Origin of the sequence: Ochrobactrum sp. XJ1 (assembly GCF_024701725.1) — a bacterium.
GTDB lineage: Bacteria > Pseudomonadota > Alphaproteobacteria > Rhizobiales > Rhizobiaceae > Brucella > Brucella anthropi.
The window spans coordinates 1-26,326 of record NZ_VDGD01000026.1 but is presented as its reverse complement, the minus strand read 5'-3'; the positions used below and the strand labels follow the sequence as shown (position 1 = coordinate 26,326).

Here is a 26,326-nt window from a genome sequence, read left to right as displayed (position 1 = left end):
GTTGCGCTTCATTCTCTGGTCCTCTCAATGGGCCAGAGCTTACTTCAAAATGGATTATTTCAACGGGGCAAGGTCACGCCCAACTTCGCTCGAACAGAAAAAGAAAGGGTATGCCCGATGACAAAGGATAACGGCGAAGCCGGTGAAATCCTAAGCCCCGCGCTCGCCGCGCTGTTGCAAATCATGACCTCGACCGAGGTGGCAGAGGCCAAGTGCGTCGAGGCCGCGAAAGCGATTATTGAGTATGAAGCGCCGCAAGGGGTCTACGACCTCACCCACCGATATTTGATCGGGGTGGCCGAGGATGACGAACAATCAACGGATTTGCGGCTGGAGGCGTTGAAGCTGCTGCGGAAGGTGGAGGCGCGCCGGGTTGTTCCGGGAGTGGCGAAAGGCGAAGATACGGAAAAGGCGAAGCGGCTAGCGCAAAGGCTGGAAGCAGCGCGAGAGCGGGTGGAAAGGTTTCGGAGGGGAGGATGGCTATCCACTTTTCCGATACCTTGATGTGCGATATTCAGCACCAACGCATACGAGGAAAAGGATTGCCGCGAGATCACCTTCTTGCCGCAGCTGAAAGTCGTCGGAATTTTGGAGAGTTGGCCAATTTGGACGAAATCGCACGGACCCGATCAAGAGCTTTTGTAAGATCATGCGGGACTACGGAGTTTTCGCCCGCACCAACGGTTAAATCCAACAAGGTGAGGAGTGCTCTTGCTTTTTCTTCATCATTGATTAATTCGAGTCTTGGTGCGCCTTCGTCGTCACCGTAGAGGCCATAATCGATCAATGACCAGCATTGAAACGGGACGAGAAATCGTTTGATTGCCGTGACCGCATCCGAAAAGCATTGACGAGAAGCGGCTGGTAGATCAGCCAAAGCTGCACTCACCCCAGGGGTTACCAAAGAAAGTTCCTGTGGCCATACTGCTGTTAAAAAAGGTGAAATGGCCATCGTGAAAAGCTTCTCAGCGGTATGACTTTCTTTCCTAGTTTTCCCGTTTTCCGTGAGGTCGCGGATGAACCGCGTCATTACACTTGCTGCAGAGGCCCTTACTTCGTCGTCCAAGACCCGGATCATCTGCTGGATATCAGTATTGCTGACCGCTGGTGATCGCCCTTTCAGCTGAGCAAAAAGACTTTCGACTATTAGATTGAAAACAAGCCTCTTCCTGACATCACGACCAAGGCTTTGATCTGCTGCTTTGTGCGCCATTGTAGAACCGATCAACTTCAAAACCCCTTCGCTTTGCATTCCTCGTGAAGCAGCGCTCCAGAAGATACGGGATTCAGGATCATTACGTTTCAATGCCTCGATAAGATGGTCTTTGGTCCAGTCTGGCTCCACCGCATAAAAGAACGGTAATGCCTGAATTAACCTACTGAGAACAATCAATTTGCTCCGACCATTTTCTGCGATCAGCAAATCTCGCATCTCGCGCGCCACAGTTCCTTCCGCAAAAGCTTGTTGTTCCTTGGGGGAGTATTGTAAAACTTCGAAGAAAACCCCAATCATTCTCCCAACAGGCGTGGTTAAGGCGCTTATTTCCTCCCGAGTATCGTCAGGATCGTCTTCTACAATGTTAGGGGATTCCTCGACATTATTCTCGCGTGTAGCGTTTGTGGCTTCGGCTGCGTAAGGCCAGATTTTTTTCCACGCATCGATCCCGTTAGCTGTTTTCGCAACATACTTTGTCCAGCGATCAATCCAAGCGGTAACACCCTGAACCGCAATCCGAATGGTTCGCCCTGACAACCGATTAATAAGGGCTATTACTCGGCTTGCTTCTTGATCCAAAGCTCGAGGGGCGTCCTCGACGACCCCCGGTGTTTCGACGTGGGCATATCCGAACTGGTTCCAAACAGACGGATAGGCATCTCCCGCATTTGTGACGTTTTCAAAATCTTTCAGTACGGAAAGGCAGTTTTCAGTTTGATTGAGCCAATTTCTTGCTCTTTCGGCTGGCCCGTTATCCCATACATTTTCTGATTTGCGGAAAGCATTCTCCAGTTCTTGCAGCCGGGCAGCTCCGCTGAGCGTATCGAGTACTTTATTCGTTCCTGTTGATATCCACGATGCTTCAGACGCCACTTTAAAGCCGTCCGTTAAAGTCATACCGACGATGTTGCTAAACTGTTGCTCATTGGCGCGTATGAATGACTGCTCCCGCTCAGGCAATTCATTTCCGGCCAATTCAAGACGCTTGAGTTCTTGGGTAATGCGATAGCGGCGCGCTTGATCTACCTTGTCCTTCTCGACTTGCCGGGGCCAGAAGCTTCGAGGTGGTCCCTTATGAAGGCGGCGTAAAACATTCTTTTGAGTGGGTTCATCCAGATCGGAAAATCTAATAGCCCGCAACTCTGTGATCTCGGGGAAATCGTGCAGATTCCAGAAAGAATTAGTATCTAATTCTGCAAAGAAGTTATTGAGTTCTTGTGACGTGGCGAGCGCAGGCAATCTTGCTGCTGCTGCCCACAACCGACGATGTACAGGATTGTTAATGACGCGCCAGCGCTTTGCAAATTCTAAAGCAGATTCTGTATCCAGTTGCGCAATACGCTCCACAACGCTGTATAAAAGCTTGACCGATGGAGCAATTCCTTGATGAGAGGAATCTGGGTCCCGCTGAACATTTTCATTATTCAGCTCAACATAATAAACCCTATCTAGCCCCCCGAGTTGCCAGAATCTTCCTTCGCCATTCCATCCGATTCGGCGGCCAATACTCAAACCGCGTAGAACAGCAGAATTTAGTTCGTTGGCCAGCGATACAAGGAAATTGAGATCAGTAATCTGATCGAACGCGAGAAACCCACGCTGCACCAACTTTCCGCTAGAAAGCCTTGCGGATATCAAATGATTGTAACTCGACGGTTTCCGCGGCTTCTTGATGTATGTCCAGCGCCATTCATCAATTCTCTCAACCTTTATATGCGGATAAACAAGATCGACGATGCCAGATATGACTGCTCCGGATAGTTCTCCAGATCGTAACCGTGCTTGAATCGAATAAACGGATGTAAAGTCGTCATCTGAGGTTTTTTCAGCCCAGCTTTCTTCTATGAAACGCCACGTGGTGAGCCACGGTTCTTTTAAATCATTTGCATGTCTGTCCAATAATTCAAGAATGGCTAGTCGCTGGGCCGTTTGGCGATCTTCCAGATTTAGCGCCCAGAACACGGACTCTTCTTCGCAAAGACGGCTATCGAGGAAAATGAGCGTCGCTCGAAATAACGAGCGATCTTGTTCACTTAAATTAAAGAAAGCCCGCGTCATGGGCGGACCTCCCGTTCCTTTTCCGAAAGTATCGAGATTATCGCATTGAGCCAACCAATATCTGCTTTGGCGTTGGTCACCAAAGCAATCAACTTATCCCTAGCACTCGCATCTTCGCGACGTATCAGATGGTCAAACAAATCTCGCTCATGCTCAGGCGCTAACATTCGTGGAGCCTTTACTATTTTGCGGATCGTCGAATCCACTTTTTCCCGTTTACCGTTGATAGCTGACAACTCCGCCCATCGCTCAAGCGTTTGGCAAAGCGAAGCATGGCCATTATCCGGAGGATAGTGGATTGGGGTAATACCTCGAGCCTTCCAATCTTCAAGATCGACTGGGTCGCTTTGGCTTGTAAATGTAAATCGCTCTTTCAAGTCGTCGAAGCGCGAACCGTCGGCTGCTACAGCATTGAGGAGATAGCGCATCGGTGGATCATTGGCGCTGTATCCGATTAGCACGATGTGGAAGAGCCTTGCAGCATCGTAGATGAAATCGGGAACCACGCGCCTTCGCAAATAGAACTCACCAAAATCCTGATCGGAAAGCACTAATTCCGCTGATCGTTTCGGGTTATTGTCGAGTGCTCCATGAATATGCAGTACTCCGGAGAAATTGGTTTGTCTCGTTGGTCTCGGTATAGAACCAAGCGAATAGCACTGGGGCGCTAGAGTTGTTCTGTTACGAGCCTTCTCTAGAAGCAGATCAAAGTTAGTCGTAACTATTGTCGAAGCTCCGCCCCTGTCAGCTAATTTCATTAGAGCACGGTGAAGTGGAGCCGGTTTACTTTTTTTCCCGTTGAGACGCTGTGCTACGACCTGTCTGACGCGACTGTTCTCTAGTGTTTTTTGGTCGAGACGCCGTTCTAGCATTCCTAGTACAACGTCATAATCACGCATAATGAATCTTTTTACTTCAGCTTTTTGCGGATCATTAAGCGATGAAAGGTCGGTTTCCCATTGATTGCATGCGCCAATCGGAAGGTGCGAAATTATTGCATGAACTTTCGAATCTAGCTGCTCATAGACTTCAATAACTAGTTCTCTAAAATCGGGAAGCTTTGAGGCCTTGGAAATGCCAGCGCCACACACGAAAAGAACTTCACCGCGAGCGTGTGCCAGCAACAATCTTTCTGGAATTGGGGCTAGCCCTTTTCCAAGGGTAATTACGCGATCTTGAATGGGTGAAGCTTCATCGGCCAAGGTTACTTTCGCGCCCCGCAACGCTCGAGTTTTAAAGGTTTCCCTCTATTGAGGCAGATTCGATTAGGAGGCGCAATGGAAGCAGATAAAATTGGAGACTACCCTGTTTAAAGCTGCCAGTATGTTTCACATTGAGGCAGAACATTCCTTTAAAATCCTAAACACACTCGCTCGCCCGATCCCCAGCTTCGTCGCGATGGCGTCCGCCGTCATCCCTCCGGCCTTCAGCCGCAGCACATCCTCCGCTTTCGCCCGCGCAGTCGGCGCTCGCCCCTTATATTTCCCCTCGGCTTTGGCCTTCGCGATCCCCTCGCGCTGCCGTTCCAGCATCAATTCCCGTTCAAACTCGGCAATCGACCCCAGCAAATTCAGCATCAGCTTGCCGGTCGGTGTGGCGGTGTCGAGGTTCATCGATAGGATGCGAAGCGCCACGCCCCTCGTGCGAAGCGTCTCTGTGATCGCCACGAGGTCTGCGACGGATCGCGCGAGGCGGTCCAGCTTGGTGACGATAAGCGTGTCGCCCTCGCGTACATAATCCAGCGCCCGCTCAAGTTCGGGGCGCTTGGTAGCCACAGACGATAATTCCTCTTGGAATATGCGCGAAGCACCTGCGGTTGACAGATCGCGGAGCTGGGCTTCAAGGCCAGCTTTCTGGTCGGTGGTTGATGTGCGGGCATAGCCAACGATTGCGGCGGTGGACATGGCGGACTCCGATAATCTCACATAACTTATAGATACTGTGATACTAACGTATCAAAAAGTCAACTCCAATGTGTGTGATACCATCAGTTGGCTTTTTTCCGAGAATCGCTAGGGCTTGCCCTATTGATACTGCGCGGGAATACGGTGCTGTGAGGTTGAGCCATAAGCATGTGGGCGGGCGTCGCATGGCATGGCTAGCCACGGATAGAATGTATCGGGAAACGGGACGGAATGGTGCCGACATCAAGCGCGGCAATGATTGCCGGTAGTTCTATCCATCGAATGAAATATCGCGCCATGCGCCGAATGCGGGGCGAAGATCGGTATGGTCCAGCCTTGCCCCACCGAGATTCATTGCTTATTGTGTTCTATTATGGGACTGGGTGGCACTGACATTTATTCGGCAGTCTGCATGGCCGTGCGGAAGGGGGAACTGGCGGAGCCGTTTCGCGCCTTAGATGTGCGACGGGTTGCACCCGGCTGGGCCTATCCTCGCTATTTCGAGTTCCTCGCTGACCATTGCACCGACAAGCAGTCGCCCGATGTTGCGCTATTCGTTCGCGTCGCCAAGGGACGCTATCGACTCAACGACCAAAAAGCTGGGTAGGCCGAGGCCCCATCCCCCCTTTGCATTGTGCAAACGGCGAGGGCTACTTCGCCGGATGCCACCCCCCATCTGCCTGACCATGTCCCTCGCAAATTTTGTGTGAATTTTTCAGTCGTATGGCTCGGGGGCGAGCGCAAGCCTAACGCCTTGGTCTTCCAGATATTCGAGCACTGCGAAAAGCATAATTAGAACGCCCGACATTTCCAGCGTCTCTTCGATTGTTGAAACGACGAGGTAGGACGCATTGAAAAAGGTTTCGTCAGCCAAGAACGCTCCAATACCCTCGAAGACCAGAGCGCCGGTCACAAAAACCGCTCCTGCAAGGACGAACAGGCTTGCTGTGCGTCGGGGCAGTGCGAATAACCAGCGGACGTAAATCACTCCGACCGCAATCACCACGAAAGCAGCCGGAATGATCCATGAGAAAAATGGATGGGCGGTGCCGGGGATGGCGTAATTATCCGCTCGCCATAAGCCGTGCATGTCCGTTCCCTCGTCGAGCGACATATAGAAGAAGATCGCTGACAGGCCCCACCACGCAGTCGAAGGAAGTGATTTGAGGCGCTGGACCCACGCTGCCAATGCGAGAGCGCACGCAGTCGCAAATAGCTGAAGCACGGAAAACCAAGTCGGAACGTTCATTTCGCGGTTAAGGTCAAACATGTGGCCGACGCGATTGATCGGCTCCATGGCAGGGCCACAAGCTTTTGTGTACCAGCACACCATAACCACGGAGTGCAGAAGTACTAGTAAGGCGATTATTCCGGCGGAAATCCACGCAATCAGAGATGGGCGAATACTGAAATAAAGGTGTGTTTGTGCCTGTTTCATGGTGCCCCCCATAGGCAATTACCCATTCAAATTTATCGCAACGACAGGTTACGTTCAAGGAAATGGCAGCAACTGCTGCGTGTTTCATCTCCTATCGTTAATTTCCGGTCGTGTTTTCATTTTCGACTATGCCGCCATTCTTTTCGCCGTTTCGTCCGCCACTGCATCAGCCGCCGCAACCAGCACTGCGTCAGCAAAGTGAACGTATCTCGCCGTGATCGTTGTGCTCTTGTGACCGAGCAGCGCGCCAATGGTCGGCTCACTGTAGCCAAGATCGGCGGCAAGGCTGGCGAAGCTGTGCCGAAGTGTGTGGAGGGTAATACCCGCTGGAAGCTTCAGCTTCTCCCAGTGCGTTTGCAGTGCCAAGGTTTCGCCTCGCGCTGGAATGAAAACCAAGCCGGAGGATTTCGCCGGGCCAAGCGCATCACAAGCTGCCTTGGAAAGTGGACGAATGCTGAAGCCAGTCTTGGTATCTCCCAGCGTGGCCGTGCGACGTTCGACGTTTAACTCTTCCCAGCGTAGCAGGCTGGCTTCGCTGCGCCTCCATCCTGTTAGGGCGAGGAAGCGAATTGCTGCCAGCGCCGGGGGCCACATGTCGTCACGGGCCAGCGCCTTGCCCAACGCTTTATATTCCTCGTCGTTAAGGCGGCGCATCTTGCGAGCATCCGCTGGCCGCATCACGCCGTGGACGGGATTGTCCGGGCGCAGACCCAGCCGGACAGCGTATGTGAAGATGCCGCCAAGCAAGCCAACCGTTCGGCTCGCCGTGCCGGTCCCGCCCCGCACCACCGACTTGCCCCTCGGCTTCTTTGTCTTCTCGATCTTCGCAGTTTTTCCCTTCGCCACATCGTTCATGAAATCCTCAATGTCTTGGCGCGTGACTTGAGCTATCGACTTACGACCGAGGAGGGGTTTGATGTGACGTTCGATGCGCCCGGCGTCCGTGGCGAGGGTCGAAGCTTTCTTCGGGCGACGCATCGTTGACCCTGCGTCCTTGAGGTATTGGTCGCATAATTCAGCCACGGTCTGCACCGAGAGGCGCGCAGCAGTCGGACTTTTCCCTTTTACCACGACTTCGCCGAGGAGGCGTTGCGCTTCGGCCCTAGCAGTATCCGGCGTCCACGGCGCTCCGTGCCGCCCAATGGTGATCTTGTGCTGACGTCCGTCTTTGGTGCGAAAAAATAGAATGTAGGAGACGGACTCGCCGCGTTGTCGCCGCGCCCCAAAACCTGTCACGGTGCTATCCCATATAACTGAGTTAACCGGCAAGGCCGCTATGTCCCGAATACCAATGCGTTTCTTAGCCTGTGCCATAGGGATGCCCCTTGAGTTTGCTTCCTAGGTAGCTAATAGGTAGCATAAATGGGCAATTCGTGGCAATAGTGAGTAATTTCGGGATACTAAAATCAGTTTTAAAATCAATAAGTTGCAATCGAAATCAATTGTGGTAAATGCTGCGTTTCTGCCCTCCGAAGGCAGAGGTCACAGGTTCGAATCCTGTCGGGTGCGCCATTTACTTGATGAGCTTGATGAACAGCATTTATGCGTGCAATCAGGACAGAATCGAGAACTATTTCCGTATTCAAAAAGACATTGTGCAAGCTCCATCGAACCATCTATTGATAGCGGCGGGGGAGAAATCATGACGAGTCGGCGATTTGCATTGCCTGCTTGAGCCTCCCCTTGTCAGGGGCTTAACCAGAAGATCAATTCTGGAAAAGCCAAAATGAAATGGGAGGGATTTGAATGCGCGTATTAAAGCGTATCGCTGTGGCAGCTTCGATTGTGGGGATCGCGGCAACAGCAAGTGGTTTGGTGATCGGCGCAGCAACTGCCGAAGAGCCATTGAAACTTGTAATCGGAACGGAAGGTGAACCGCACCGGGTTTGCCGGAGACCCCAACTCGTGAGAAGTAGGGTCTATGACAAGCAAAACGACGAACAAATTCTCTCCTGAAGTCCGTGCCCGCGCGGTTCGAATGGTGACGGAGCATGAATCCGAACATCCCTCCCGCTGGGCGGCGGTATCATCGATAGCGGCCAAGATCGGCTGCTCGGCGCATACGCTCCATGAATGGGTGAAGAAGGCCGAGGTCGACAGCGGCAAGCGTGCAGGTTTGCCGAGCGACGTCGCGGAGAAGATGAAGGCTTTGGAGCGGGAGAACCGCGAACTTCGTCAGGCGAATGAGATTTTACGCAAAGCCTCTGCGTATTTTGCCCAGGCGGAGCTCGACCGCCCACTGAAGCGATGATTGCTTTCATCGACGAACACCGCTCAAGGCTCGGGGTCGAGCCGATCTGCAGGCTGCTGCCGATTGCCCCGTCCACCTATTATGAGGTCGCCGCCAAGCGCACGGACGTGGATCGCCTGTCGGCCCGCGCCCGGAGCGACATGGCCATGAAGATCGAGATACGCCGTGTGTTCAACGAGAACTTCCAGGTCTATGGTGCGCGCAAGGTCTGGCGGCAGTTGCAACGAGAAGGCTTCGACATCGCCCGCTGCACCGTCGCTCGGCTTATGAGAATGATGGGGCTTCAAGGCGTCATTCGCGGCAAGCCAGTCAGAACCACTGTGCCGGACAAAGCAACTCCATGCCCGCTTGATCGCGTGAACCGACAATTCTTCGCACCCGCACCAAACATGCTGTGGCTTTCTGATTTCACGTATGTGGCCACTTGGCAGGGTTTCGTCTACGTCGCTTTCGTGATCGATGCCTTCGCTCGCCGTATCGTCGGTTGGCGGGCAAGTCGGACTGCCCATGCAGGCTTTGTGCTCGATGCTCTTGACCAGGCGCTTCATGATCGGCGGCCCGCCCATCGTGGCGGACTCATTCATCATTCCGACAGGGGCTCGCAATACGTGTCCATTCGCTATTCCGAGCGACTGGCGGAAGCAGGCATTGAGCCTTCTGTCGGAAGCGTTGGCGACAGTTACGACAACGCTCTGGCCGAAACGATCAACGGTCTTTACAAGGCCGAGGTCATCCATCGACGGGGACCGTGGCGCAACTTCGAAGCCGTGGAGTTCGCCACGCTCGAATGGGTCGATTGGTTTAACAACCGCCGCCTTCTGGAGCCCATCGGAAACATTCCGCCCGCCGAGGCCGAAGAACGATACTATGCCATGCTGGACGCGCCAGCTATGGCCGCATAACTTAAACCAAACGGTCTCCGGTAAATACGGTGCGGTTCAAGGCGCCTATCCGCCGTTCAATTTCACCAATCCGGATGGCTCGCTGTCGGGCTTTGATGTCGATATCGCAAGGGCGCTCTGCGAGGAAATGAAAGCCGAGTGCACATTCATCACGCAGGAGTGGGATGGCACTATTCCGGCACTTCAGGCCGGAAAGTTTGACGCTTATGTATCCTCCATGTCGATCACGGATGAGCGCAAGAAGCAGGTGGACTTCTCCAATAAGTATTACAACACGCCTCCCGGAATCGCGGTACCCAAGGACAGCGACATCAAGGGTGTGACCAAGGAAGACCTTGCCGGCAAGACAATTGGCGTTCAGGTGTCAACGACGCACGCCAACTATGCCGAACACGCCTTCACGGACAGCACGATCAAGGCTTATCCGACCGCCGAAGAATACCGGCTCGATATGGCCAATGGTCGCCTTGATGCCGTCAACGACGACAGTGTAACGCTGAGCGAGTGGCTGAAGACGCCGGATGGTGCCTGCTGCAAGATGGTCGGCACTTATCCGTCCGACGACAACATCCATGGTGTTGGCGTCGGCGTTGCCTTGAAGAAGGGCCGTCCTGAACTGGTCGAAAAGTTCAACAATGCCATCAAGGCGATCCGTGCGAACGGCAAGTACAAGGAAGTCAACGACAAGTACTTTGATTTCGACGCTTACGGCGCTGAAAACTGATCGCGCAGAACGAATGGGTCGTTCGGCATACTGAATTTTGCAACACCGCCCAATTTGGGCGGTGTTGCTGTGTCAGAAGGGCTACTCGCGCACGCGCAATAGCTAATCCAAATAATTACGAGGCATTTGTTGGCGTTGAGAAATTCTCCGCCAGCAAGGACAATGTTGATCTTCCGGCGCAAGGGAGATCAAAATGTATCAAATATTGTGCCTGACGATTTCAGGCTTCGTACTTGTTGCGATTTATTCATTTTACGACCGGGAAAAGCCCGGACTATCCTATTCCGCGTCAAACGGTTGTATCTGCGATAAAAATCGCCAGCCAATCTCAGCATGTCTGGATGTTTGCCAGCCTGCGAACTGAAGATTGCCGGAACACTGAAATCAGGAGTCCAAATGCGACCTGAAAATCTCGTCATTCGCGCAGTAGAAGCTACGGATGCTGAAGGTCTCACCCGCCTGCAGAACATGCCGGGATTTCGGTTCGGCACTTTGCGCACGCCGTTCCAGCGCCTTGAGACCACGAAGAAATGGCTGGATTCGCTCGGACCGGAATCGACGGTGATTGTTGCGACGATCAATGAAGAGATCGTCGCAAACGCTGGCTTGCTGCGGCGCACCGGAAGACGGAGCCATACCGCAGGTATTATAATGGGAATAGACGACCAGTATGTCGGCAAGGGGATCGGCACGGCACTTATGACCGAGCTGATCGAGATCGCCGATAACTGGCTCGGTCTGAAGCGGCTTGAGCTGACCGTCTATGTCGACAATGTCGCCGCGATCCATCTCTATGAGAAGTTCGGTTTCGTCCCGGAGGGCATTCACGTGAAGGATGCTTTCCGAGCCGGAGAGTTTGTCGATTCACTTGCAATGGCCAGGCTCAATTTCTAACTTACTCGTCGGAAACTATCGCACCGCCACGACGGCTGCCCAGTCGGTGGGACGTTTATCGTAAGCACCGCCGGTCCAGCATTCTATCTCGATATCAGACCAATGGGCATTCTCGCACCACCATGTCCGAAGCTCTTCCGGTGATAGATAGTTGTAATAGCGGCCAAGTGCGTCGTGTCCTTCAGCCGTACCGGTCTTGAAGCTTGTCCAAACGATGCCACCTTTCACCAAAGCGGCGTGGATTTTCTCAATGACGGGGGGGGAGTTCGCCTCTGGGCACATGGGTCAGGGATGCACAAGCATAAATACCGTCATATTCCTCCACCGCAGAAAGTTCGTCGAACATCATCGTTCTCACAGGCTGTCCCAGTCGCTTCGAAGCGATTGCGGCCAGTTCGGCGGAGCCGTCTGTTGCATCAAGCTGAAATCCCGCATCCAGAATCGCGCGTGCATCAGTTCCCGAACCAGTTCCTAATTCGAGAATGCGGCCACCGGGCTTACAGCACTTCAGGAAATCGAACAGCTTCGGATTAGGCGTGTCAGCATCAGCTGCATAGGCGATGGCATTTGAATTGTAGAATCCCAACGTATTGTCCTGCATATGCTCGAAAGCCCTCCATACCGTGTTTTAACAGGTCAGGAAATTCCCAAACTCTGTGGGTTCTTATGTGGTGAAATCGCATCGCATTGAAAGCCTTGGGAGCTTTATGAGCCGGCATCCTCGGTTCTCGGTCATCCTCCGCATGGGGCGTCAACAATGGCGCGCAGAATAACGTTGCATTTTCGCCACAATGCGTTGCATAGATGCAACGCTATTGGGTAGCATGGTTAACATGAGCACGGCGAATCTGACGACGGACATGAACGGCGAGAAACAATCATCGCAAGGCGGCGAGGGGCGCAGGCTTCTGGCGCTGCCGGGTATCATCACTGTTGTTTCAGCGCTGATTACGGCATCGATATCCTTCGCCATTCTGATTGGCATCACCCCGATCACGCCTGACCGGACGGTAACGCTGGCATTGGTCATCATCAATGTCGCGTTGATTCTGTTCCTTATTCTGCTGATTTGCCGCGAAGTCTATCGCATCGTCATGGCCCGCCGGCTTGGAAAGGCCGCTTCGCGCCTGCATGTCCGCATCGTCGCGCTGTTTTCGTTGATAGCGGCGGTTCCTGCCATTGTGGTTGCCATCGTTGCTTCCGTAACGCTCAATCTGGGTCTTGATCGCTGGTTTGACACCAATACCCGCGACATTGTCAGTTCATCGCAGAGCCTGACCACCGCCTATATCCGCGAAACCGCGCTCAACCTGCAAAGCACGTCCTATTCGATGCTGCAGGATCTCGATGCGCAGCGTACCATCTACAGTCTTGATCGTGGCGGCTTCGTCCAGTTGATGACGTTGCAGACGCGCGGTCGCGGTCTGCTCGGTGCGTTCCTGGTGCGTGAAAATGGTGAAGTGGTCGTCAAGAGCGATACCGGTGTCGAAGATCGCTTGCCCCCGCCGACTGAAGATGCACTGAAGACGGCACCGGACGGCAAGCCGGTTATCATCCCGCCGGGAAACAGTAATTTCGTCGGCGCAATTATCAAGATGCGCGAAATACCGGACGTCTATCTCTATACGGTTCGCGCCGTGGATTCGCAGATTCTCGACGCCATGCGCCTGATGGAAGCCAACACCCAGCGCTATCAGGAAATGGATGCGAACCGCATTCCAACGCAGATCGCGTTCGCGCTGCTCTATTTCGGTCTGACGCTGATCGTTCTGCTTTCGGCAATCTGGACCGGTATTGCTGTTGCTGACCGGCTGGTGCGCCCGATCCGTCTGCTGATCGGTGCGTCGGACGACGTGGCGGCTGGTAACCTCGATATCTCGGTTCCGGTGCGCGCTTCGGACGGTGATGTCGGCGCATTGTCCGGCACTTTCAACAACATGGTCGCGGAACTTAAGAGCCAGCGGAACGAGTTGATTTCCGCCAAGGATCAGATCGATGAGCGCCGTCGCTTCTCTGAAGCCGTGCTTTCCGGTGTGACGGCAGGCGTCATCGGCATCGAAACGGATGGCTGTATCTCCATTCTGAACCGTTCCGCAGAGCATATGTTCGGTGTCACATCGGATGATGCTGTTGGCAAAAGCCTTACCAGCATTGCGCCAGAGATCGGGCAGGCTTTCGAGGTCGCCCGTTCAACGGGACGTGCCGTACACCGCGAGCAGGTCAGCATGACCCGCGGCGGCGTGGCGCGCACGTTCAACGTGCAGGTGACCGTCGAGGATACGGAATCCGAAGATCATTCCTATGTCGTGACCGTGGATGACATCACCGATCTGGTGCAGGCACAGCGTTCGTCGGCCTGGGCGGATGTCGCCCGCCGCATTGCGCATGAGATCAAGAATCCGCTCACGCCGATCCAGCTGTCCGCCGAACGCATTCGCCGCCGTTACGGCAAGGTGATCACCGAAGATCGCGAGGTTTTCGACCAGTGCACGGATACGATCATCCGTCAGGTGGGCGATATCGGGCGCATGGTCGATGAATTCTCCGCCTTTGCCCGCATGCCGAAGCCGGAAATGCGGCTTATGGACATGCGCGAGGCATTGCGCGAAGCCTCCTTCCTGATCGAAGTCAGCCGCAGCGATATTCGTTTCCAGAACGATTTCGGGGCGGAAAAGCTGGTCGGTTCCTTCGACAGCCGCCTGATCGGGCAGGCGTTCGGCAATGTCATCAAGAATGCCAGCGAAGCCATTGACGGACTTCCGAAGGAAGATCGTGCCAAGGAAGGTGAAGGCGGGCATATCCTCATCCGTTCCTATCAGGCGGATGGGCAACTGATTGTCGATGTTATCGACAATGGCAAGGGCCTGCCGGGCGACGACCGCCAGAAGCTGCTCGAACCTTATATGACGACGCGCGAGAAGGGCACTGGCCTTGGTCTCGCGATTGTCCGCAAGATCGTCGAGGATCATGGCGGGCATCTGGAATTGCATGACGCGCCTTCGGATTTCCACGGAGGCCGAGGCGCGATGATACGCATGGTCTTCCCGCAAGCGCCTGCCAGCGAGGCTGGCGTGAGCGCGGAACCTGCCGGCGAGGCTGGCACCAATGCGGGAAATAACGAAAAGAACATAGCTGGACAGGTGATTTGATATGGCTGCCGATATTCTTGTAGTTGATGACGAAGCGGATATCCGGGAACTTGTTGCAGGCATTCTGAGCGATGAAGGCCATGAAACCCGCACGGCTTTCGATGCGGACAGCGCGCTCGCGGCGATCAACGATCGCGTTCCCCGGCTGGTTTTCCTGGATATCTGGCTGCAGGGCAGCCGTCTGGATGGTCTGGCGCTGCTCGATGAAATCAAGAAGCAGCACCCCGAACTGCCGGTGGTGATGATTTCCGGTCACGGCAACATCGAAACGGCGGTGTCTGCCATCCGGCGCGGCGCTTACGATTTCATCGAAAAACCGTTCAAGGCTGATCGTCTGATCCTCGTTGCGGAACGGGCGCTTGAAACCTCAAAGCTGAAGCGCGAAGTCTCGAACTTGCGCAAACGTACTGGCGACCATCTGGAATTGATCGGTGCATCACTGGCGTTGAACCAGTTGCGCCAGACCATTGAACGCGTAGCGCCAACCAACAGCCGCATCATGATCACTGGCCCGTCGGGTGCGGGCAAGGAACTTGCCGCGCGTGCCATCCATGCGCAGTCGAGCCGCGCCAGCGGTCCGTTCGTGACTGTTAATGCCGCGACCATCACGCCAGAGCGGATGGAGATCGAGCTTTTCGGTACCGAGATGGACGGCGGCGAACGCAAGGTCGGCGCTCTGGAAGAAGCCCATGGCGGTATTCTCTATCTCGATGAAGTTGCGGATATGCCGCGCGAGACGCAAAACAAGATTCTGCGTGTGCTTGTCGACCAGCAGTTTGAGCGCGTTGGCGGCACCAAGCGCGTGAAGGTGGATGTGCGCATCATCTCCTCGACGGCACAGAACCTCGAAGGCATGATTGCGGAAGGCACGTTCCGCGAAGACCTGTTCCACCGTCTGTCGGTTGTCCCTGTGCAGGTGCCGCCGCTTGCATCCCGGCGCGAGGATATTCCGTCTCTGGTCGATTACTTCATGAAGCAGATTGCCGAACAGGCTGGCATCAAGCCGCGCAAGATCGGGCCGGACGCGATGGCGGTTCTGCAGGCGCATAGCTGGCCGGGCAATCTTCGCCAACTGCGCAACAATGTCGAACGCCTGATGATTCTGGCACGTGGCGACGATCCAGAAGAGCCAGTGACAGCCGATCTTTTGCCGGCTGAAATCGGCGACACCCTGCCACGCGCACCAACGGAATCCGACCAGCACATCATGGCGCTTCCGTTGCGCGAGGCGCGCGAGCGTTTCGAGAAGGAATATCTGATCGCCCAGATCAACCGGTTCGGCGGCAATATTTCACGCACGGCGGAGTTCGTTGGCATGGAGCGTTCGGCGCTGCATCGCAAACTGAAGTCTCTGGGCGTATAAGCATTTAGAGCGCTCCAGCCAAAGAGGAGAGGCTGGAGACGCTCTAGATATCTGTTTTTTGCATTATCCTACGCAAAACCGCTTCGCACTTTTGCTGGAAATGCTCTCATTGTCTCGGACGGAGCAGTCATGCGGGTAATCGTTTGCGGAGCAGGGCAAGTCGGATACGGCATCGCCGAGCGGCTTGCCGCCGAAGAGAACGACGTCTCTGTCATCGACACATCCGCACGCCATGTCGAGATCGTGCGCGACACACTTGATGTGCGGGGATTTGTCGGTCACGGGTCGCAGCCCGATGTGCTTGCGGCTGCGGGCGCAGACGAAGCGGATATGATTATTGCGGTCACATTGTCCGACGAGGTCAATATGGTGGCCTGTCAGGTGGCGCACTCGGTCTTCAACGTGCCGACCAAGATTGCCCGCATCCGTGCGCAATCCTATCTCAAGGCCGAGTATCAGGACCTGTTCCTGCGCGAAAACCTGCCAATCGATGTTATCATTTCGCCTGAGCTGGAAGTGGGCGAGGTGGTTCTGCGGCGCATCGCGTTGCAGGGCGCGACAGACGTGTTGCGCTTCGCGGATGACAAGATCATCGGCCTCGCCATCGAATGTCTTGATGAATGTCCGGTCATCAATACGCCGCTGAAACAGCTGACTGATCTGTTTCCCGATCTTGCAGCGACTGTCGTTGGCGTGGTGCGCAATGATAGCCTGTTTATCCCGCGCTCATCCGACGAGCTGAATGCGGGCGATCTGGCCTATGTCGTGACAACGCGCGAGCAGGTTCGCCGCACGCTTGCCTTGTTCGGGCACGAGAAACCGGAAGCCAGCCGCATCGTTATTGCAGGCGGCGGCAATATTGGTCTCTACGTGGCCAAGGCCATCGAGGACCGCAAGTGGAACACGCGCGTCAAGATGATCGAGAGCGAGCATGATCGTGCGTTCGCGATTGCCGATCAGCTGAAGCGCACCATGGTTCTGCACGGCAGCGCACTGGACCAGAATCTCCTGCAGGAAGCCGATATTCAGGATGCCGACCTGATGGTGGCACTGACCAATCAGGATCAGGTCAATATCCTGTCGAGCATCATGGCCAAACGCCTGGGCTGCAAGTCCAACATGGCCCTGCTCAATACGGTCGCCTATCAGGATTTCACCCACATGGTGGGGATCGATGCCTACATCAATCCGAAAGCGGTCACGATCTCGAAAATCCTGCAGCATGTGCGCCGGGGCCGCATTCGCGCGGTCTATAGTGTTTATCGCGACATGGCCGAACTGATCGAAGCCGAGGCGCTGGAAACGTCATCGCTCGTTGGTGCGCCGCTGCGCGATCTCGACTTGCCTGAAGGCTTGCGAATCGGGGCAATCTATCGCGACGGGCAGGTGATCCGCCCCAATGGCGATGTGCGGATCAAGCCTAAGGATCGTGTCGTCATTTTCGCAACGTCTGACGCCGTAAAGCATGTGGAGCAGATGTTCCGCGTAAGTCTGGAGTTCTTCTGACGCATTGGGGCATCAAACTCCTGCCGGATTGGAACGCTCGTTTCGCTCCGGCCCGGAAGTTTTTGGATCGCACGATAGATTTCACGCAGCCACTGCTTGAATCTCTATAAAATGAAGAGCTTGTCGTGGCCGATTGAGATAACGAAACCATCTCGCCTGACGGAATTTGCCGGGCGACTAATGAAATTGACGGTTGCGCAAAGATTCCCATCCTGTTAACCGAAGCTAAATAGCGAAGCAGTTGTCTTTCCACAGCAATTGCAGTCGAGCCCCGGTTTTGCACGCTCCGGTGCTTGATTTATGTGCATGCGCGTGTTCGTTTAACACATCGCGAGCTGGCTGCTGATCGATTAAAGGAATAAAAACAATGGCTGAACGATCGCAAAATCTACAAGACCTTTTTCTGAATTCTGTACGTAAGCAGAAAATTTCCCTGACGATTTTTCTTATCAATGGCGTGAAACTGACCGGCATTGTAACGTCGTTTGATAATTTCTGCGTGCTTTTGCGCCGTGACGGTCATTCGCAGCTTGTCTACAAGCATGCGATTTCGACGATCATGCCAAGCCAGCCTGTGCAGATGTTCGAAGGCGAAGAAGCCTGACGCTTTGCGAATTCCACTGGAGCGCGATGACTTAGAGCTTTTCCTGTTTTGATTGAATCATTGGAAATGCTCTATAATTTTTTTACGCATGTCTTTGTTCCGAAACCGGTTCCCACTTTCGGGAGACATGCTCCAAGTCGTTTCGCTCCAGTTTTGTTTCTGCTGATGATAACCGGACACGCTCTGCCTGTCCGGTTCGTCATGTTTAAACAATCCGGGGCGTCTTTCATTTGAAACAGCTTTAGCGGCGACTTATCTGCATTGGCAGATAGTGCATTAACCTGATTTTCTCAGCCAAATGCATCCACAATAGGTTCCGCGTCCCGGAGTGAATATATTTGTCCAAGTTCAAGGATAAAAAGCCGACATCTGCCGATGCAGACAAGGCTTTCGAGCTTTCAGAACCAGAGCCCACAAGGGCAGCCGTCATCGTTCCCGTCCTGCCGGAGCGATATAATACGGGCACGTCGGCGGAAGATGGGGCTCGCCCCGAATTTCAGCGCTCAAACGAGGCGCGCCTGGAGGAAGCCGTCGGGCTTGCCCGGGCAATCAATCTCGACATCGAACATGCCGAAATTGCGATTGTCGCCAATCCACGGCCTGCGACCTTGCTTGGCGCGGGAAAGGTGGAATCCATCGCCGAAACCGTCAAGGAAAAGGCTATCGGGCTGGTCATCGTCGATCACGCACTGACACCGGTACAGCAGCGCAATCTCGAAAAGGAATGGAACGTCAAGGTCATCGACCGCACCGGGCTCATTCTCGAAATTTTCGGTGAACGCGCGCGCACCAAGGAAGGTGCCTTGCAGGTCGAGCTGGCGCATCTGAATTATCAGAAGGGCCGTCTGGTCAGAAGCTGGACCCACCTTGAGCGTCAGCGCGGTGGTGGCGGCTTCCTCGGAGGTCCGGGTGAAACCCAGATCGAAGCCGACCGCCGCTTGCTGCAGGACAAGATTCTGAAGATCAAGCGCGAGCTTGAAACGGTGGTGCGCACCCGCACACTGCATCGTCAGAAGCGGCGCAAGGTGCCGCATCCGATCGTGGCACTTGTCGGTTATACCAACGCCGGAAAATCTACGCTTTTCAACCGCATGACGGGTGCGGAAGTGTTGGCCGAAGACATGCTCTTCGCCACGCTCGATCCGACATTGCGGCGTATTCGCCTTCCGCATGGTGAAACGGTTATCCTGTCGGATACGGTCGGGTTCATTTCGAACCTGCCGCACCATCTCGTCGCTGCCTTCCGTGCCACCCTTGAAGAAGTGGTGGAGGCGGATCTGATCCTGCATGTCCGCGACATTTCCGATCCGGACAATGCCGCGCAGGCGGAAGACGTGGAAAGCATTCTTTCTGGGCTGGGCATCGAGCCGCAGGACCGTAAGCGTGTCGTCGAAATCTGGAACAAGATCGACAACCTTGACGAAAGCGGGCGCGAAGCCGCCCTGCGTCTGGCCGCCGCCGGTAGTGAGGAGGGGCGCCCGATCCCTCTGTCAGCCATTACCGGTGAAGGTGTTGACAGGTTGCTTTCACTTATCGAAACCCGGATAGCGGGCTCGCTCGGCCCGGTCGATGTTGTGCTGTCACCATTCGAGCTCCATCTTCTCGACTGGATTTACCAGCATGGCAGCAGCGTCGAACGCGAGAATCTGGAAGATGGCTCCGTTCGCATCAAGGCGCGACTGACCGAAGTGGCCCGCAAAATGCTGGACGAGAAGCGCGGCATTCGCCCCGAAAAGCCGGAGTCGGATTGGGAGTGAGGCAGGTAGCGCTACGCCACTTGCGGAACAGGGGCGCAACGCCCTATGTATGGAACACTTACGATTCAGAACTATTCACTTCGCCATAAATATATCCAGAGGCCCATAATGAGAGATCCGATCGAAACCGTCATGAACCTCGTCCCGATGGTGGTTGAGCAGACCAACCGTGGCGAACGGGCCTATGATATTTTCTCGCGCCTTCTCAAGGAGCGCATCATCTTCGTGAACGGACCGGTTGAAGACGGAATGTCGATGCTGGTTTGCGCACAGCTTCTCTTTCTCGAGGCAGAAAACCCGAAGAAAGAGATCAACATGTACATCAATTCGCCTGGCGGCGTCGTAACCTCCGGCATGGCGATCTATGACACGATGCAGTTCATCCGTCCGCCGGTTTCCACGCTTTGCATGGGGCAGGCTGCTTCGATGGGCTCGCTGCTCTTGACCGCCGGTGCGACAGGCCAGCGTTATGCGCTGCCGAATGCCCGCATCATGGTTCACCAGCCATCGGGCGGTTTCCAGGGACAGGCTTCGGACATCGAACGTCATGCGCAGGACATCATCAAGATGAAGCGCCGCCTGAACGAGATCTACGTCAAGCACACGGGCCGCGATTACGAGACGATCGAACGCACGCTCGACCGCGACCATTTCATGACCGCGCAGGAAGCGCTCGAATTCGGCCTTATCGACAAGGTGGTTGAATCGCGTGACGTGGGCGCGGACGAATCGAAGTAAGAGCCGGAATCTCCGGCTCGCACCCGTTTTTAGCGCCCTTTGCCACAAAAGGGGCCCAATTCTTGCAACTACGTGATGGTTAACGCGCCACGTTAAGCATCTGTTGGGGTTCGGGGCGCTAAACTTGGTCAGATTATGCCGAATCTTTGCCGGGAACTTATTTTTCATTTGTTCGACGGTGCAGCTTCTGCAAAAGTCGCCAAATGGCTCCTTCGGTCGGGGAGCCATACGGTGACAGGAATCCTGAGACTACAGGCCCTACATGACAGGCAGCGCGTATCTGCTGCCGTTGTGACCGGCGGGAGGCGCGTTTCTCCTCCAGCACTGGGTCCGAACCGGAAGAAACGATCGATATGAACGCCCAAGGTTCATTTCGGTCAATTGAAAGGAAACTGCGATGAGCAAAGTCAGCAACAGCGGCGGCGATTCCAAGAATACGCTTTATTGCTCGTTCTGCGGCAAAAGCCAGCATGAAGTGCGCAAGCTGATTGCAGGCCCGACCGTTTTCATCTGCGACGAGTGCGTCGAACTCTGCATGGACATCATCCGCGAGGAAAACAAATCCTCGATGGTGAAGTCGCGCGAGGGCGTGCCTACGCCGCAGGAAATCATGGCCGTCCTTGACGATTACGTCATCGGCCAGAAGGATGCCAAGCGCGTTCTGTCGGTTGCGGTACACAATCATTACAAGCGTCTCGCCCATCAGTCCAAGAGCAGCGATATCGAGCTTGCGAAGTCGAACATTCTTCTCGTCGGTCCGACGGGTTGCGGCAAGACCTATCTTGCCCAGACGCTCGCACGCATCATCGATGTGCCATTCACCATGGCCGATGCGACGACGCTGACGGAAGCAGGCTATGTCGGTGAAGATGTCGAGAACATCATCCTGAAGCTGCTTCAGGCCGCCGATTACAATGTGGAACGTGCGCAGCGCGGCATCGTCTATATCGACGAAGTCGACAAGATCAGCCGCAAGTCGGATAACCCGTCCATCACGCGCGACGTGTCGGGCGAGGGCGTCCAGCAGGCGCTTCTGAAGATCATGGAAGGCACTGTCGCTTCCGTGCCGCCGCAAGGTGGCCGCAAGCATCCGCAGCAGGAATTCCTGCAGGTGGACACGACGAACATCCTCTTCATCTGCGGCGGCGCATTTGCCGGTCTCGACAAGATCATCTCCGCACGCGGCGAGAAGACGTCCATCGGCTTCGGCGCTACCGTTCGTTCGGTCGATGAGCGCCGTATCGGTGATGTCTTCAGGGAACTGGAGCCGGAAGATCTTCTGAAGTTCGGCCTCATTCCGGAATTCGTCGGTCGTCTGCCGGTGATCGCGACGCTCGAAGACCTCGATGTCGATGCTCTGGTGCAGATCCTGACCGAGCCGAAGAATGCGCTCGTGAAGCAGTATCAGCGCCTGTTCGACATGGAAAGTGTCGAGCTGAGCTTCCACGACGACGCCCTGCGGGCGATTGCCAACAAGGCGGTCGAGCGCAAGACGGGTGCACGCGGTCTGCGTTCGATCATGGAAAAGATCCTGCTCGACACGATGTTCGAGCTTCCGACGCTGGAAGGTGTGCAGGAAGTGGTCATTTCCGGCGATGTGGTGGATGGCAGCGCCCGTCCGCTCTATATCTATGCCGAGCGCCAGGATGAAAAGGGTAATGTTTCCGCTTAAGCGGGGGCACCTAATCCATAAAAAGGCCGCGTAAGCGGCCTTTTTCATGTGCAAACTTGCGCCGGGCTGATCCTGTCACTATTGCAGGCGCAGCAATCGGGGTACAGCCTAAGCTAGATATTGTACTTAATGACGGTACAGCGCAGGATAGATGACGATTCTATGAAAGCCGTCCCGATCGAGGCTATTGAATTGCCGGGTTCGGCTCTCCAAGTATGGAACGAAGCACATTCGTGACCTGCCTCATGATGAAAGGGGGCGCGGACGTGGCAGTCAGGTTGAAAGACCTGAGAAAGGACTTGAGTTATGACGGGTACTGAACAGAAGACCCCATTGGGTGGTTCTGAAGCGGGCGGTTCGGACGGGCTCTATGCCGTTTTGCCGTTGCGTGACATTGTCGTTTTCCCGCATATGATCGTTCCGCTTTTTGTCGGCCGCGAAAAGTCCATTCGCGCGCTGGAGGAAGTGATGGGCGTGGACAAGCAGATTCTGCTTGCCACCCAGAAAAACGCTGCCGATGACGATCCGGCACCGGACGCGATTTATGAAATCGGCACGATTGCCAATGTATTGCAGCTCCTGAAGCTGCCGGACGGCACCGTCAAGGTGCTGGTCGAAGGCACGGCGCGCGCCAAGGTTTCCAAGTTTACCGACCGCGAAGATTATCACGAGGCCTATGCTGCGGCTTTGCCGGAGCCTGAAGAAGATGCCGTCGAGATCGAGGCGCTTGCCCGCTCGGTGGTTTCCGACTTCGAAAACTACGTCAAGCTGAACAAGAAGATTTCGCCGGAAGTGGTTGGCGCTGCCAGCCAGATCGACGACTATTCGAAGCTTGCCGATACGGTTGCCTCGCATCTCGCGATCAAGATTCCCGAGAAGCAGGAAATGCTGTCGATCCTCTCGGTGCGCGAGCGCCTCGAGAAGGCACTTTCCTTCATGGAAGCCGAAATTTCGGTTCTCCAGGTTGAGAAGCGTATCCGCAGCCGCGTCAAGCGCCAGATGGAGAAGACGCAGCGCGAATACTATCTCAACGAGCAAATGAAGGCGATCCAGAAGGAGCTTGGCGATGGCGAGGATGGTCGCGATGAAGCGGCTGAACTCGAAGAGCGCATCAACAAGACCAAGCTCTCCAAGGAGGCCCGCGAAAAGGCTCAGGCTGAGCTGAAGAAGCTGCGCAGCATGAGCCCGATGTCTGCCGAAGCAACGGTCGTCCGCAACTATCTCGACTGGCTGCTGTCCATTCCGTGGGGCAAGAAGTCGAAGATCAAGCAGGACCTGAACTTTGCCGAAGGCGTACTCGGTGACGATCACTTTGGTCTGGAAAAGGTCAAGGAGCGCATTGTCGAATATCTCGCGGTGCAGGCTCGCTCGACCAAGATCAAAGGTCCGATCCTCTGCCTCGTCGGACCTCCCGGCGTCGGCAAGACTTCGCTCGCCCGTTCGATTGCCAAGGCTACCGGCCGTGAATATGTCCGTATGTCGCTCGGCGGCGTGCGTGACGAGGCTGAAATCCGCGGTCACCGCCGTACCTATATCGGTTCGATGCCCGGCAAGGTCATCCAGTCGATGAAGAAGGCGAAGAAGTCCAACCCGCTCTTCCTGCTCGATGAAATCGACAAGATGGGCCAGGATTTCCGCGGCGATCCGTCATCGGCCATGCTTGAGGTGCTGGATCCGGAACAGAACTCGACCTTCATGGATCACTACCTTGAGGTGGAATATGATCTGTCGAACGTCATGTTCGTGACGACGGCAAATACGCTGAACATCCCCGGTCCATTGCTGGATCGTATGGAAGTCATCCGTATCGCCGGCTACACCGAGGATGAAAAGCTCGAGATCGCCAAGCGGCACCTGTTGCCGAAGGCAATCAAGGATCATGCCCTGCAGCCGAAGGAGTTTTCGGTCACGGACGATGCGCTGCGCAATGTTATCCGCCTCTACACGCGGGAAGCAGGTGTGCGTAGCCTCGAACGCGAATTGATGACTCTGGCACGTAAGGCCGTGACCGAAATCCTGAAGTCGAAGAAGAAGTCGGTGAAAGTCACCGAAAAGAACCTCTCCGACTATCTGGGTGTCGAGCGGTTCCGCTTCGGTCAGATCGACGGCGAAGATCAGGTTGGCGTTGTGACAGGTCTTGCCTGGACGGAAGTTGGCGGTGAATTGCTGACCATCGAAGGTGTCATGATGCCCGGCAAGGGCCGCATGACTGTCACGGGTAACCTCCGCGACGTGATGAAGGAATCGATCTCCGCAGCGGCTTCCTATGTCCGCTCGCGTGCCATCGATTTCGGTATCGAACCTCCGTTGTTCGACAAGCGCGACATCCACGTGCACGTGCCGGAGGGTGCAACGCCGAAGGACGGTCCGTCCGCCGGTATCGCCATGGTCACGGCGATCGTATCCGTGCTGACCGGCATTCCGGTTCGCAAGGACATCGCAATGACGGGTGAGGTCACCCTGCGCGGTCGTGTGCTGCCAATCGGCGGCCTGAAGGAAAAGCTCCTCGCAGCTCTGCGCGGCGGCATCAAGAAGGTTCTGATCCCGGAAGAAAACGCCAAGGATCTGGCGGATATTCCGGACAATGTGAAGAACAGTCTTGAGATCGTTCCGGTGTCTCGCGTGGGTGAAGTCCTCAAGCATGCTCTGGTTCGCGAACCTGAGCCGATTGAATGGACCGAGCCGGCAACCCCGGCGACCGTGCCTTCGGTCGAGGAAGAAGCAGGGGCCACGACCGCTCATTAAGGCATTTTCGGCAAACGTGCGAAGCGGTTTGCTTACAGGTAATGCACCGAAATGAACGTCCAGCGGGCGATTCTGTTTCAGTCAGATTGCCCCGCTGGAAGGCGTCTATCAGGACCAACAATTGAAATGCCGGGCAATTTGCCCGGCATTTCTGTGTTTAACCCCGGTTTTCCGGGGTTTTTTCACGTTGACAGGCTTGGTTTGTGAAACGATTTGAATAAACTCCGACCAATCCGGTCACGTTATCCGTTCCGGTAGATAAAGAAAGGAAATGCCAATGAACAAGAACGAATTGGTTGCCGCAGTTGCGGAAAAGGGCGGTTTGACGAAGGCTGATGCCGGTACTGCTGTTGACGCCGTACTCGCTGCTGTTACCGGCGCCCTGAAGGCTGGTGAAGAAGTCCGTCTGCCTGGCTTCGGCGTTTTCTCCGTTTCGCATCGCGCTGCCTCGACCGGCCGTAACCCATCGACCGGCAAGGAAGTTGCTATTCCGGCTCGCAATGTGCCGAAGTTCTCGGCTGGCAAGGGCCTGAAGGACGCCGTAAACGGCTAATCATGATCTGGAGAGTGAAAGCTCTTCGAACGGATCGTGACGTTAAATTTCCAGCCATCGCGGCATGATCGCGAATGGCTGTCGAGAAGGCCCGGCATTGCCGGGCTTTTTTCGTAAGTGTAGTAAGCGTGAATGAGTACTTGCAACTGGATGTTGGCTTCTAAGAACCAAAAATATCCGTCAGGATTCTGGCCAGTGCGAAAACGGCTGCCAATGGTAGCAGCCAGTCGAAAAATATATCCGGGTTTTTCATGAGTGAAAGAATGCTCGGCTGATCTTGCGAGATTGCACCGCCAAATGACGCCATTTGGCGGCTCAATGGACTAGCGGACGATCTTCAGCAGGGAAGTGCGCTTCCCGAAGATCATATCGGTGCACAATGTGCCTTTACGAGAAAGTCTGTAGGTAGCAGCAGGCCGCGTATCACAAATGGACTTCACAAAACGCAGTGCTGAGACGCGATCTGTGAAAAGTCCCCCGACAAGTCCCAGCCGGTCATAGACGACCCAGCGCCGTGCGGCTTCCTTGTCGACGATAAAGCGCGGCAGTGGAACGGCGGCGTTTCTCTGTTTTTTTGTGGTCATAGCGAGTGCTCCGTCCAGAGACGCAACCGCATTCACTGTGTAAGTTGCATGATGAGGAACGTCACCAGAACGCCGGCTCCAATCACGGTCATCAAGCGGAGCAGTATGCTGATGTCCTGGCGCAATTCTTCCTCGGTAATGGCTGAACTGATGTTCCGGGACCCTGCATGCGTACGCTTTGCTTTGCTCAGGTGCATAACGGCAATCTAGGTGAGATTCAGCGTCAATCAGGATGAGACTCGCGCCGGGGTGTGACGGAGTGAGGGCG

At 55.0% G+C, this 26,326-nt stretch carries 20 protein-coding genes, 1 tRNA gene, 3 pseudogenes and 1 other annotated feature; of the genes and pseudogenes, 17 read left to right on the top strand and 7 right to left on the bottom strand.

Translation table 11 applies throughout. The features are described 5' to 3' along the window. The coding region (locus tag FG152_RS25575; protein ID WP_498989168.1) for a hypothetical protein at window positions 1–504 on the top strand (504 nt) is incomplete at its 5' end. 49 nt (window positions 505–553) lie between these two features. Here the strand turns inward: FG152_RS25575 and FG152_RS25570 are convergent. The 3 genes from FG152_RS25570 to FG152_RS25560 all read right to left on the bottom strand — a co-directional run bounded on the left by FG152_RS25570 (window position 554) and on the right by FG152_RS25560 (window position 5,178). Continuing rightward, entirely contained in the window at window positions 554–3,274 is a 2,721-nt protein-coding gene (locus tag FG152_RS25570) for a hypothetical protein (protein ID WP_498989166.1), read from the bottom strand. Continuing rightward, window positions 3,271–4,476, bottom strand: a complete 1,206-nt coding sequence (locus FG152_RS25565) for an SIR2 family protein (protein ID WP_498989164.1) — start codon at window positions 4,474–4,476, stop codon at window positions 3,271–3,273. Before FG152_RS25565 ends, FG152_RS25570 begins: the two co-directional genes overlap by 4 nt. A gap of 126 nt (window positions 4,477–4,602) precedes the next feature. Next, a complete protein-coding gene (locus tag FG152_RS25560; protein ID WP_498989161.1) occupies window positions 4,603–5,178 on the bottom strand; it encodes a recombinase family protein in 576 nt (191 codons plus the stop codon). A gap of 412 nt (window positions 5,179–5,590) precedes the next feature. Here FG152_RS25560 and FG152_RS25555 point away from each other — a divergent pair, with 412 nt between their 5' ends. Further along, complete coding sequence (locus tag FG152_RS25555; protein WP_313733548.1) at window positions 5,591–5,785, top strand: hypothetical protein; 195 nt, start codon at window positions 5,591–5,593, stop codon at window positions 5,783–5,785. Between the two features lie 108 nt (window positions 5,786–5,893). Here the strand turns inward: FG152_RS25555 and FG152_RS25550 are convergent, their stop codons facing one another. Together FG152_RS25550 and FG152_RS25545 are read right to left on the bottom strand one after the other, a co-directional pair. Then, entirely contained in the window at window positions 5,894–6,616 is a 723-nt protein-coding gene (locus FG152_RS25550; protein WP_498989159.1) for a DUF8692 domain-containing protein, read from the bottom strand. Window positions 6,617–6,742: 126 nt separating this feature from the next. After that, window positions 6,743–7,930 carry a tyrosine-type recombinase/integrase gene (locus FG152_RS25545; RefSeq protein WP_104757379.1) on the bottom strand — a complete coding sequence of 396 codons (1,188 nt, stop codon included), beginning with the start codon at window positions 7,928–7,930 and terminating at the stop codon, window positions 6,743–6,745. A gap of 114 nt (window positions 7,931–8,044) precedes the next feature. Between FG152_RS25545 and FG152_RS25540 the strand changes: the two genes are divergently transcribed. From FG152_RS25540 to FG152_RS25520, 5 genes and pseudogenes are all read left to right on the top strand, one after another. Next, a tRNA-Arg gene (locus FG152_RS25540) sits at window positions 8,045–8,128 on the top strand. A 234-nt stretch (window positions 8,129–8,362) separates the two neighbouring features. Next, window positions 8,363–8,488 (top strand): annotated as a pseudogene (locus FG152_RS25535) (amino acid ABC transporter); the annotation flags it as partial. A 49-nt stretch (window positions 8,489–8,537) separates the two neighbouring features. Then, window positions 8,538–9,769 (top strand): IS3 family transposase gene (locus FG152_RS25530; RefSeq protein ID WP_151677208.1). Its coding sequence is split into 2 segments (ribosomal slippage): window positions 8,538–8,829 and window positions 8,829–9,769, totalling 1,233 coding nucleotides; the frame shifts between segments, so codons are not numbered across the junction. Next, window positions 8,822–8,938, top strand: a sequence feature (AL1L pseudoknot). (Overlaps the previous gene by 117 nt.) Then, window positions 9,735–10,493: an ABC transporter substrate-binding protein gene (locus tag FG152_RS25525; RefSeq protein WP_498989155.1), complete on the top strand. Its 759-nt coding sequence runs from the start codon at window positions 9,735–9,737 to the stop codon at window positions 10,491–10,493. The genes FG152_RS25530 and FG152_RS25525 overlap by 35 nt, the downstream gene beginning before the upstream one ends. A gap of 396 nt (window positions 10,494–10,889) precedes the next feature. Next, complete coding sequence (locus tag FG152_RS25520) at window positions 10,890–11,387, top strand: GNAT family N-acetyltransferase (RefSeq protein ID WP_012092095.1); 498 nt, start codon at window positions 10,890–10,892, stop codon at window positions 11,385–11,387. 15 nt (window positions 11,388–11,402) lie between these two features. On the opposite strand, the pseudogene FG152_RS25515 reads toward FG152_RS25520, so the two are convergent. Next, window positions 11,403–11,988, bottom strand: a pseudogene (locus FG152_RS25515) (class I SAM-dependent DNA methyltransferase). Window positions 11,989–12,178: 190 nt separating this feature from the next. On the opposite strand from FG152_RS25515, the gene FG152_RS25510 reads away from it, so the two are divergent. The 10 genes and pseudogenes from FG152_RS25510 to FG152_RS25465 all read left to right on the top strand — a co-directional run bounded on the left by FG152_RS25510 (window position 12,179) and on the right by FG152_RS25465 (window position 25,474). Beyond that, a complete protein-coding gene (locus FG152_RS25510; RefSeq protein ID WP_029924887.1) occupies window positions 12,179–14,536 on the top strand; it encodes a sensor histidine kinase in 2,358 nt (785 codons plus the stop codon). 1 nt (window position 14,537) lies between these two features. Beyond that, complete coding sequence (ntrX, locus tag FG152_RS25505) at window positions 14,538–15,899, top strand: nitrogen assimilation response regulator NtrX (RefSeq protein WP_010660147.1); 1,362 nt, start codon at window positions 14,538–14,540, stop codon at window positions 15,897–15,899. 129 nt (window positions 15,900–16,028) lie between these two features. Further along, window positions 16,029–17,405, top strand: a complete 1,377-nt coding sequence (trkA, locus tag FG152_RS25500) for a Trk system potassium transporter TrkA (RefSeq protein ID WP_010660146.1) — start codon at window positions 16,029–16,031, stop codon at window positions 17,403–17,405. A 149-nt stretch (window positions 17,406–17,554) separates the two neighbouring features. Further along, a pseudogene (locus tag FG152_RS25495) lies at window positions 17,555–17,767 on the top strand (hypothetical protein). Between the two features lie 5 nt (window positions 17,768–17,772). Then, entirely contained in the window at window positions 17,773–18,009 is a 237-nt protein-coding gene (hfq, locus tag FG152_RS25490; protein WP_002964239.1) for an RNA chaperone Hfq, read from the top strand. 338 nt (window positions 18,010–18,347) lie between these two features. After that, window positions 18,348–19,766, top strand: coding sequence for a GTPase HflX (gene hflX / locus FG152_RS25485; RefSeq protein WP_498989149.1), 1,419 nt, complete (start codon window positions 18,348–18,350; stop codon window positions 19,764–19,766). Between the two features lie 108 nt (window positions 19,767–19,874). Beyond that, window positions 19,875–20,504, top strand: a complete 630-nt coding sequence (gene clpP, locus FG152_RS25480) for an ATP-dependent Clp endopeptidase proteolytic subunit ClpP (protein ID WP_010660144.1) — start codon at window positions 19,875–19,877, stop codon at window positions 20,502–20,504. Window positions 20,505–20,901: 397 nt separating this feature from the next. Then, the gene (clpX, locus tag FG152_RS25475) at window positions 20,902–22,176 is read left to right on the top strand and encodes an ATP-dependent Clp protease ATP-binding subunit ClpX (RefSeq protein WP_010660143.1); all 1,275 of its coding nucleotides are present in this window, start codon (window positions 20,902–20,904) and stop codon (window positions 22,174–22,176) included. Window positions 22,177–22,482: 306 nt separating this feature from the next. Further along, on the top strand, window positions 22,483–24,921 hold the full coding sequence (gene lon, locus FG152_RS25470) for an endopeptidase La (RefSeq protein WP_029924884.1): 2,439 nt from the start codon (window positions 22,483–22,485) through the stop codon (window positions 24,919–24,921). 277 nt (window positions 24,922–25,198) lie between these two features. Next, window positions 25,199–25,474: an HU family DNA-binding protein gene (locus tag FG152_RS25465; protein WP_006470422.1), complete on the top strand. Its 276-nt coding sequence runs from the start codon at window positions 25,199–25,201 to the stop codon at window positions 25,472–25,474. A gap of 323 nt (window positions 25,475–25,797) precedes the next feature. On the opposite strand, the gene FG152_RS25460 is transcribed toward FG152_RS25465, so the two are convergent. Further along, window positions 25,798–26,058 carry a hypothetical protein gene (locus FG152_RS25460; RefSeq protein ID WP_029924881.1) on the bottom strand — a complete coding sequence of 87 codons (261 nt, stop codon included), beginning with the start codon at window positions 26,056–26,058 and terminating at the stop codon, window positions 25,798–25,800. Window positions 26,059–26,326: the final 268 nt, after the last annotated feature.

Coding starts and splice junctions, on each gene's coding strand:
- FG152_RS25460 (WP_029924881.1), bottom strand. CDS start 26,058: ATGACCACAAAAAAACAGAGAAACGCCGCCGTTCCACTGCCGCGCTTT.
- FG152_RS25550 (WP_498989159.1), bottom strand. CDS start 6,616: ATGAAACAGGCACAAACACACCTTTATTTCAGTATTCGCCCATCTCTG.
- clpX (WP_010660143.1), top strand. CDS start 20,902: ATGAGCAAAGTCAGCAACAGCGGCGGCGATTCCAAGAATACGCTTTAT.
- FG152_RS25555 (WP_313733548.1), top strand. CDS start 5,591: ATGGCCGTGCGGAAGGGGGAACTGGCGGAGCCGTTTCGCGCCTTAGAT.
- clpP (WP_010660144.1), top strand. CDS start 19,875: ATGAGAGATCCGATCGAAACCGTCATGAACCTCGTCCCGATGGTGGTT.
- FG152_RS25525 (WP_498989155.1), top strand. CDS start 9,735: ATGCCATGCTGGACGCGCCAGCTATGGCCGCATAACTTAAACCAAACG.
- ntrX (WP_010660147.1), top strand. CDS start 14,538: ATGGCTGCCGATATTCTTGTAGTTGATGACGAAGCGGATATCCGGGAA.
- FG152_RS25545 (WP_104757379.1), bottom strand. CDS start 7,930: ATGGCACAGGCTAAGAAACGCATTGGTATTCGGGACATAGCGGCCTTG.
- FG152_RS25560 (WP_498989161.1), bottom strand. CDS start 5,178: ATGTCCACCGCCGCAATCGTTGGCTATGCCCGCACATCAACCACCGAC.
- FG152_RS25465 (WP_006470422.1), top strand. CDS start 25,199: ATGAACAAGAACGAATTGGTTGCCGCAGTTGCGGAAAAGGGCGGTTTG.
- FG152_RS25510 (WP_029924887.1), top strand. CDS start 12,179: ATGCGTTGCATAGATGCAACGCTATTGGGTAGCATGGTTAACATGAGC.
- FG152_RS25570 (WP_498989166.1), bottom strand. CDS start 3,274: ATGACGCGGGCTTTCTTTAATTTAAGTGAACAAGATCGCTCGTTATTT.
- FG152_RS25520 (WP_012092095.1), top strand. CDS start 10,890: ATGCGACCTGAAAATCTCGTCATTCGCGCAGTAGAAGCTACGGATGCT.
- lon (WP_029924884.1), top strand. CDS start 22,483: ATGACGGGTACTGAACAGAAGACCCCATTGGGTGGTTCTGAAGCGGGC.
- trkA (WP_010660146.1), top strand. CDS start 16,029: ATGCGGGTAATCGTTTGCGGAGCAGGGCAAGTCGGATACGGCATCGCC.
- hfq (WP_002964239.1), top strand. CDS start 17,773: ATGGCTGAACGATCGCAAAATCTACAAGACCTTTTTCTGAATTCTGTA.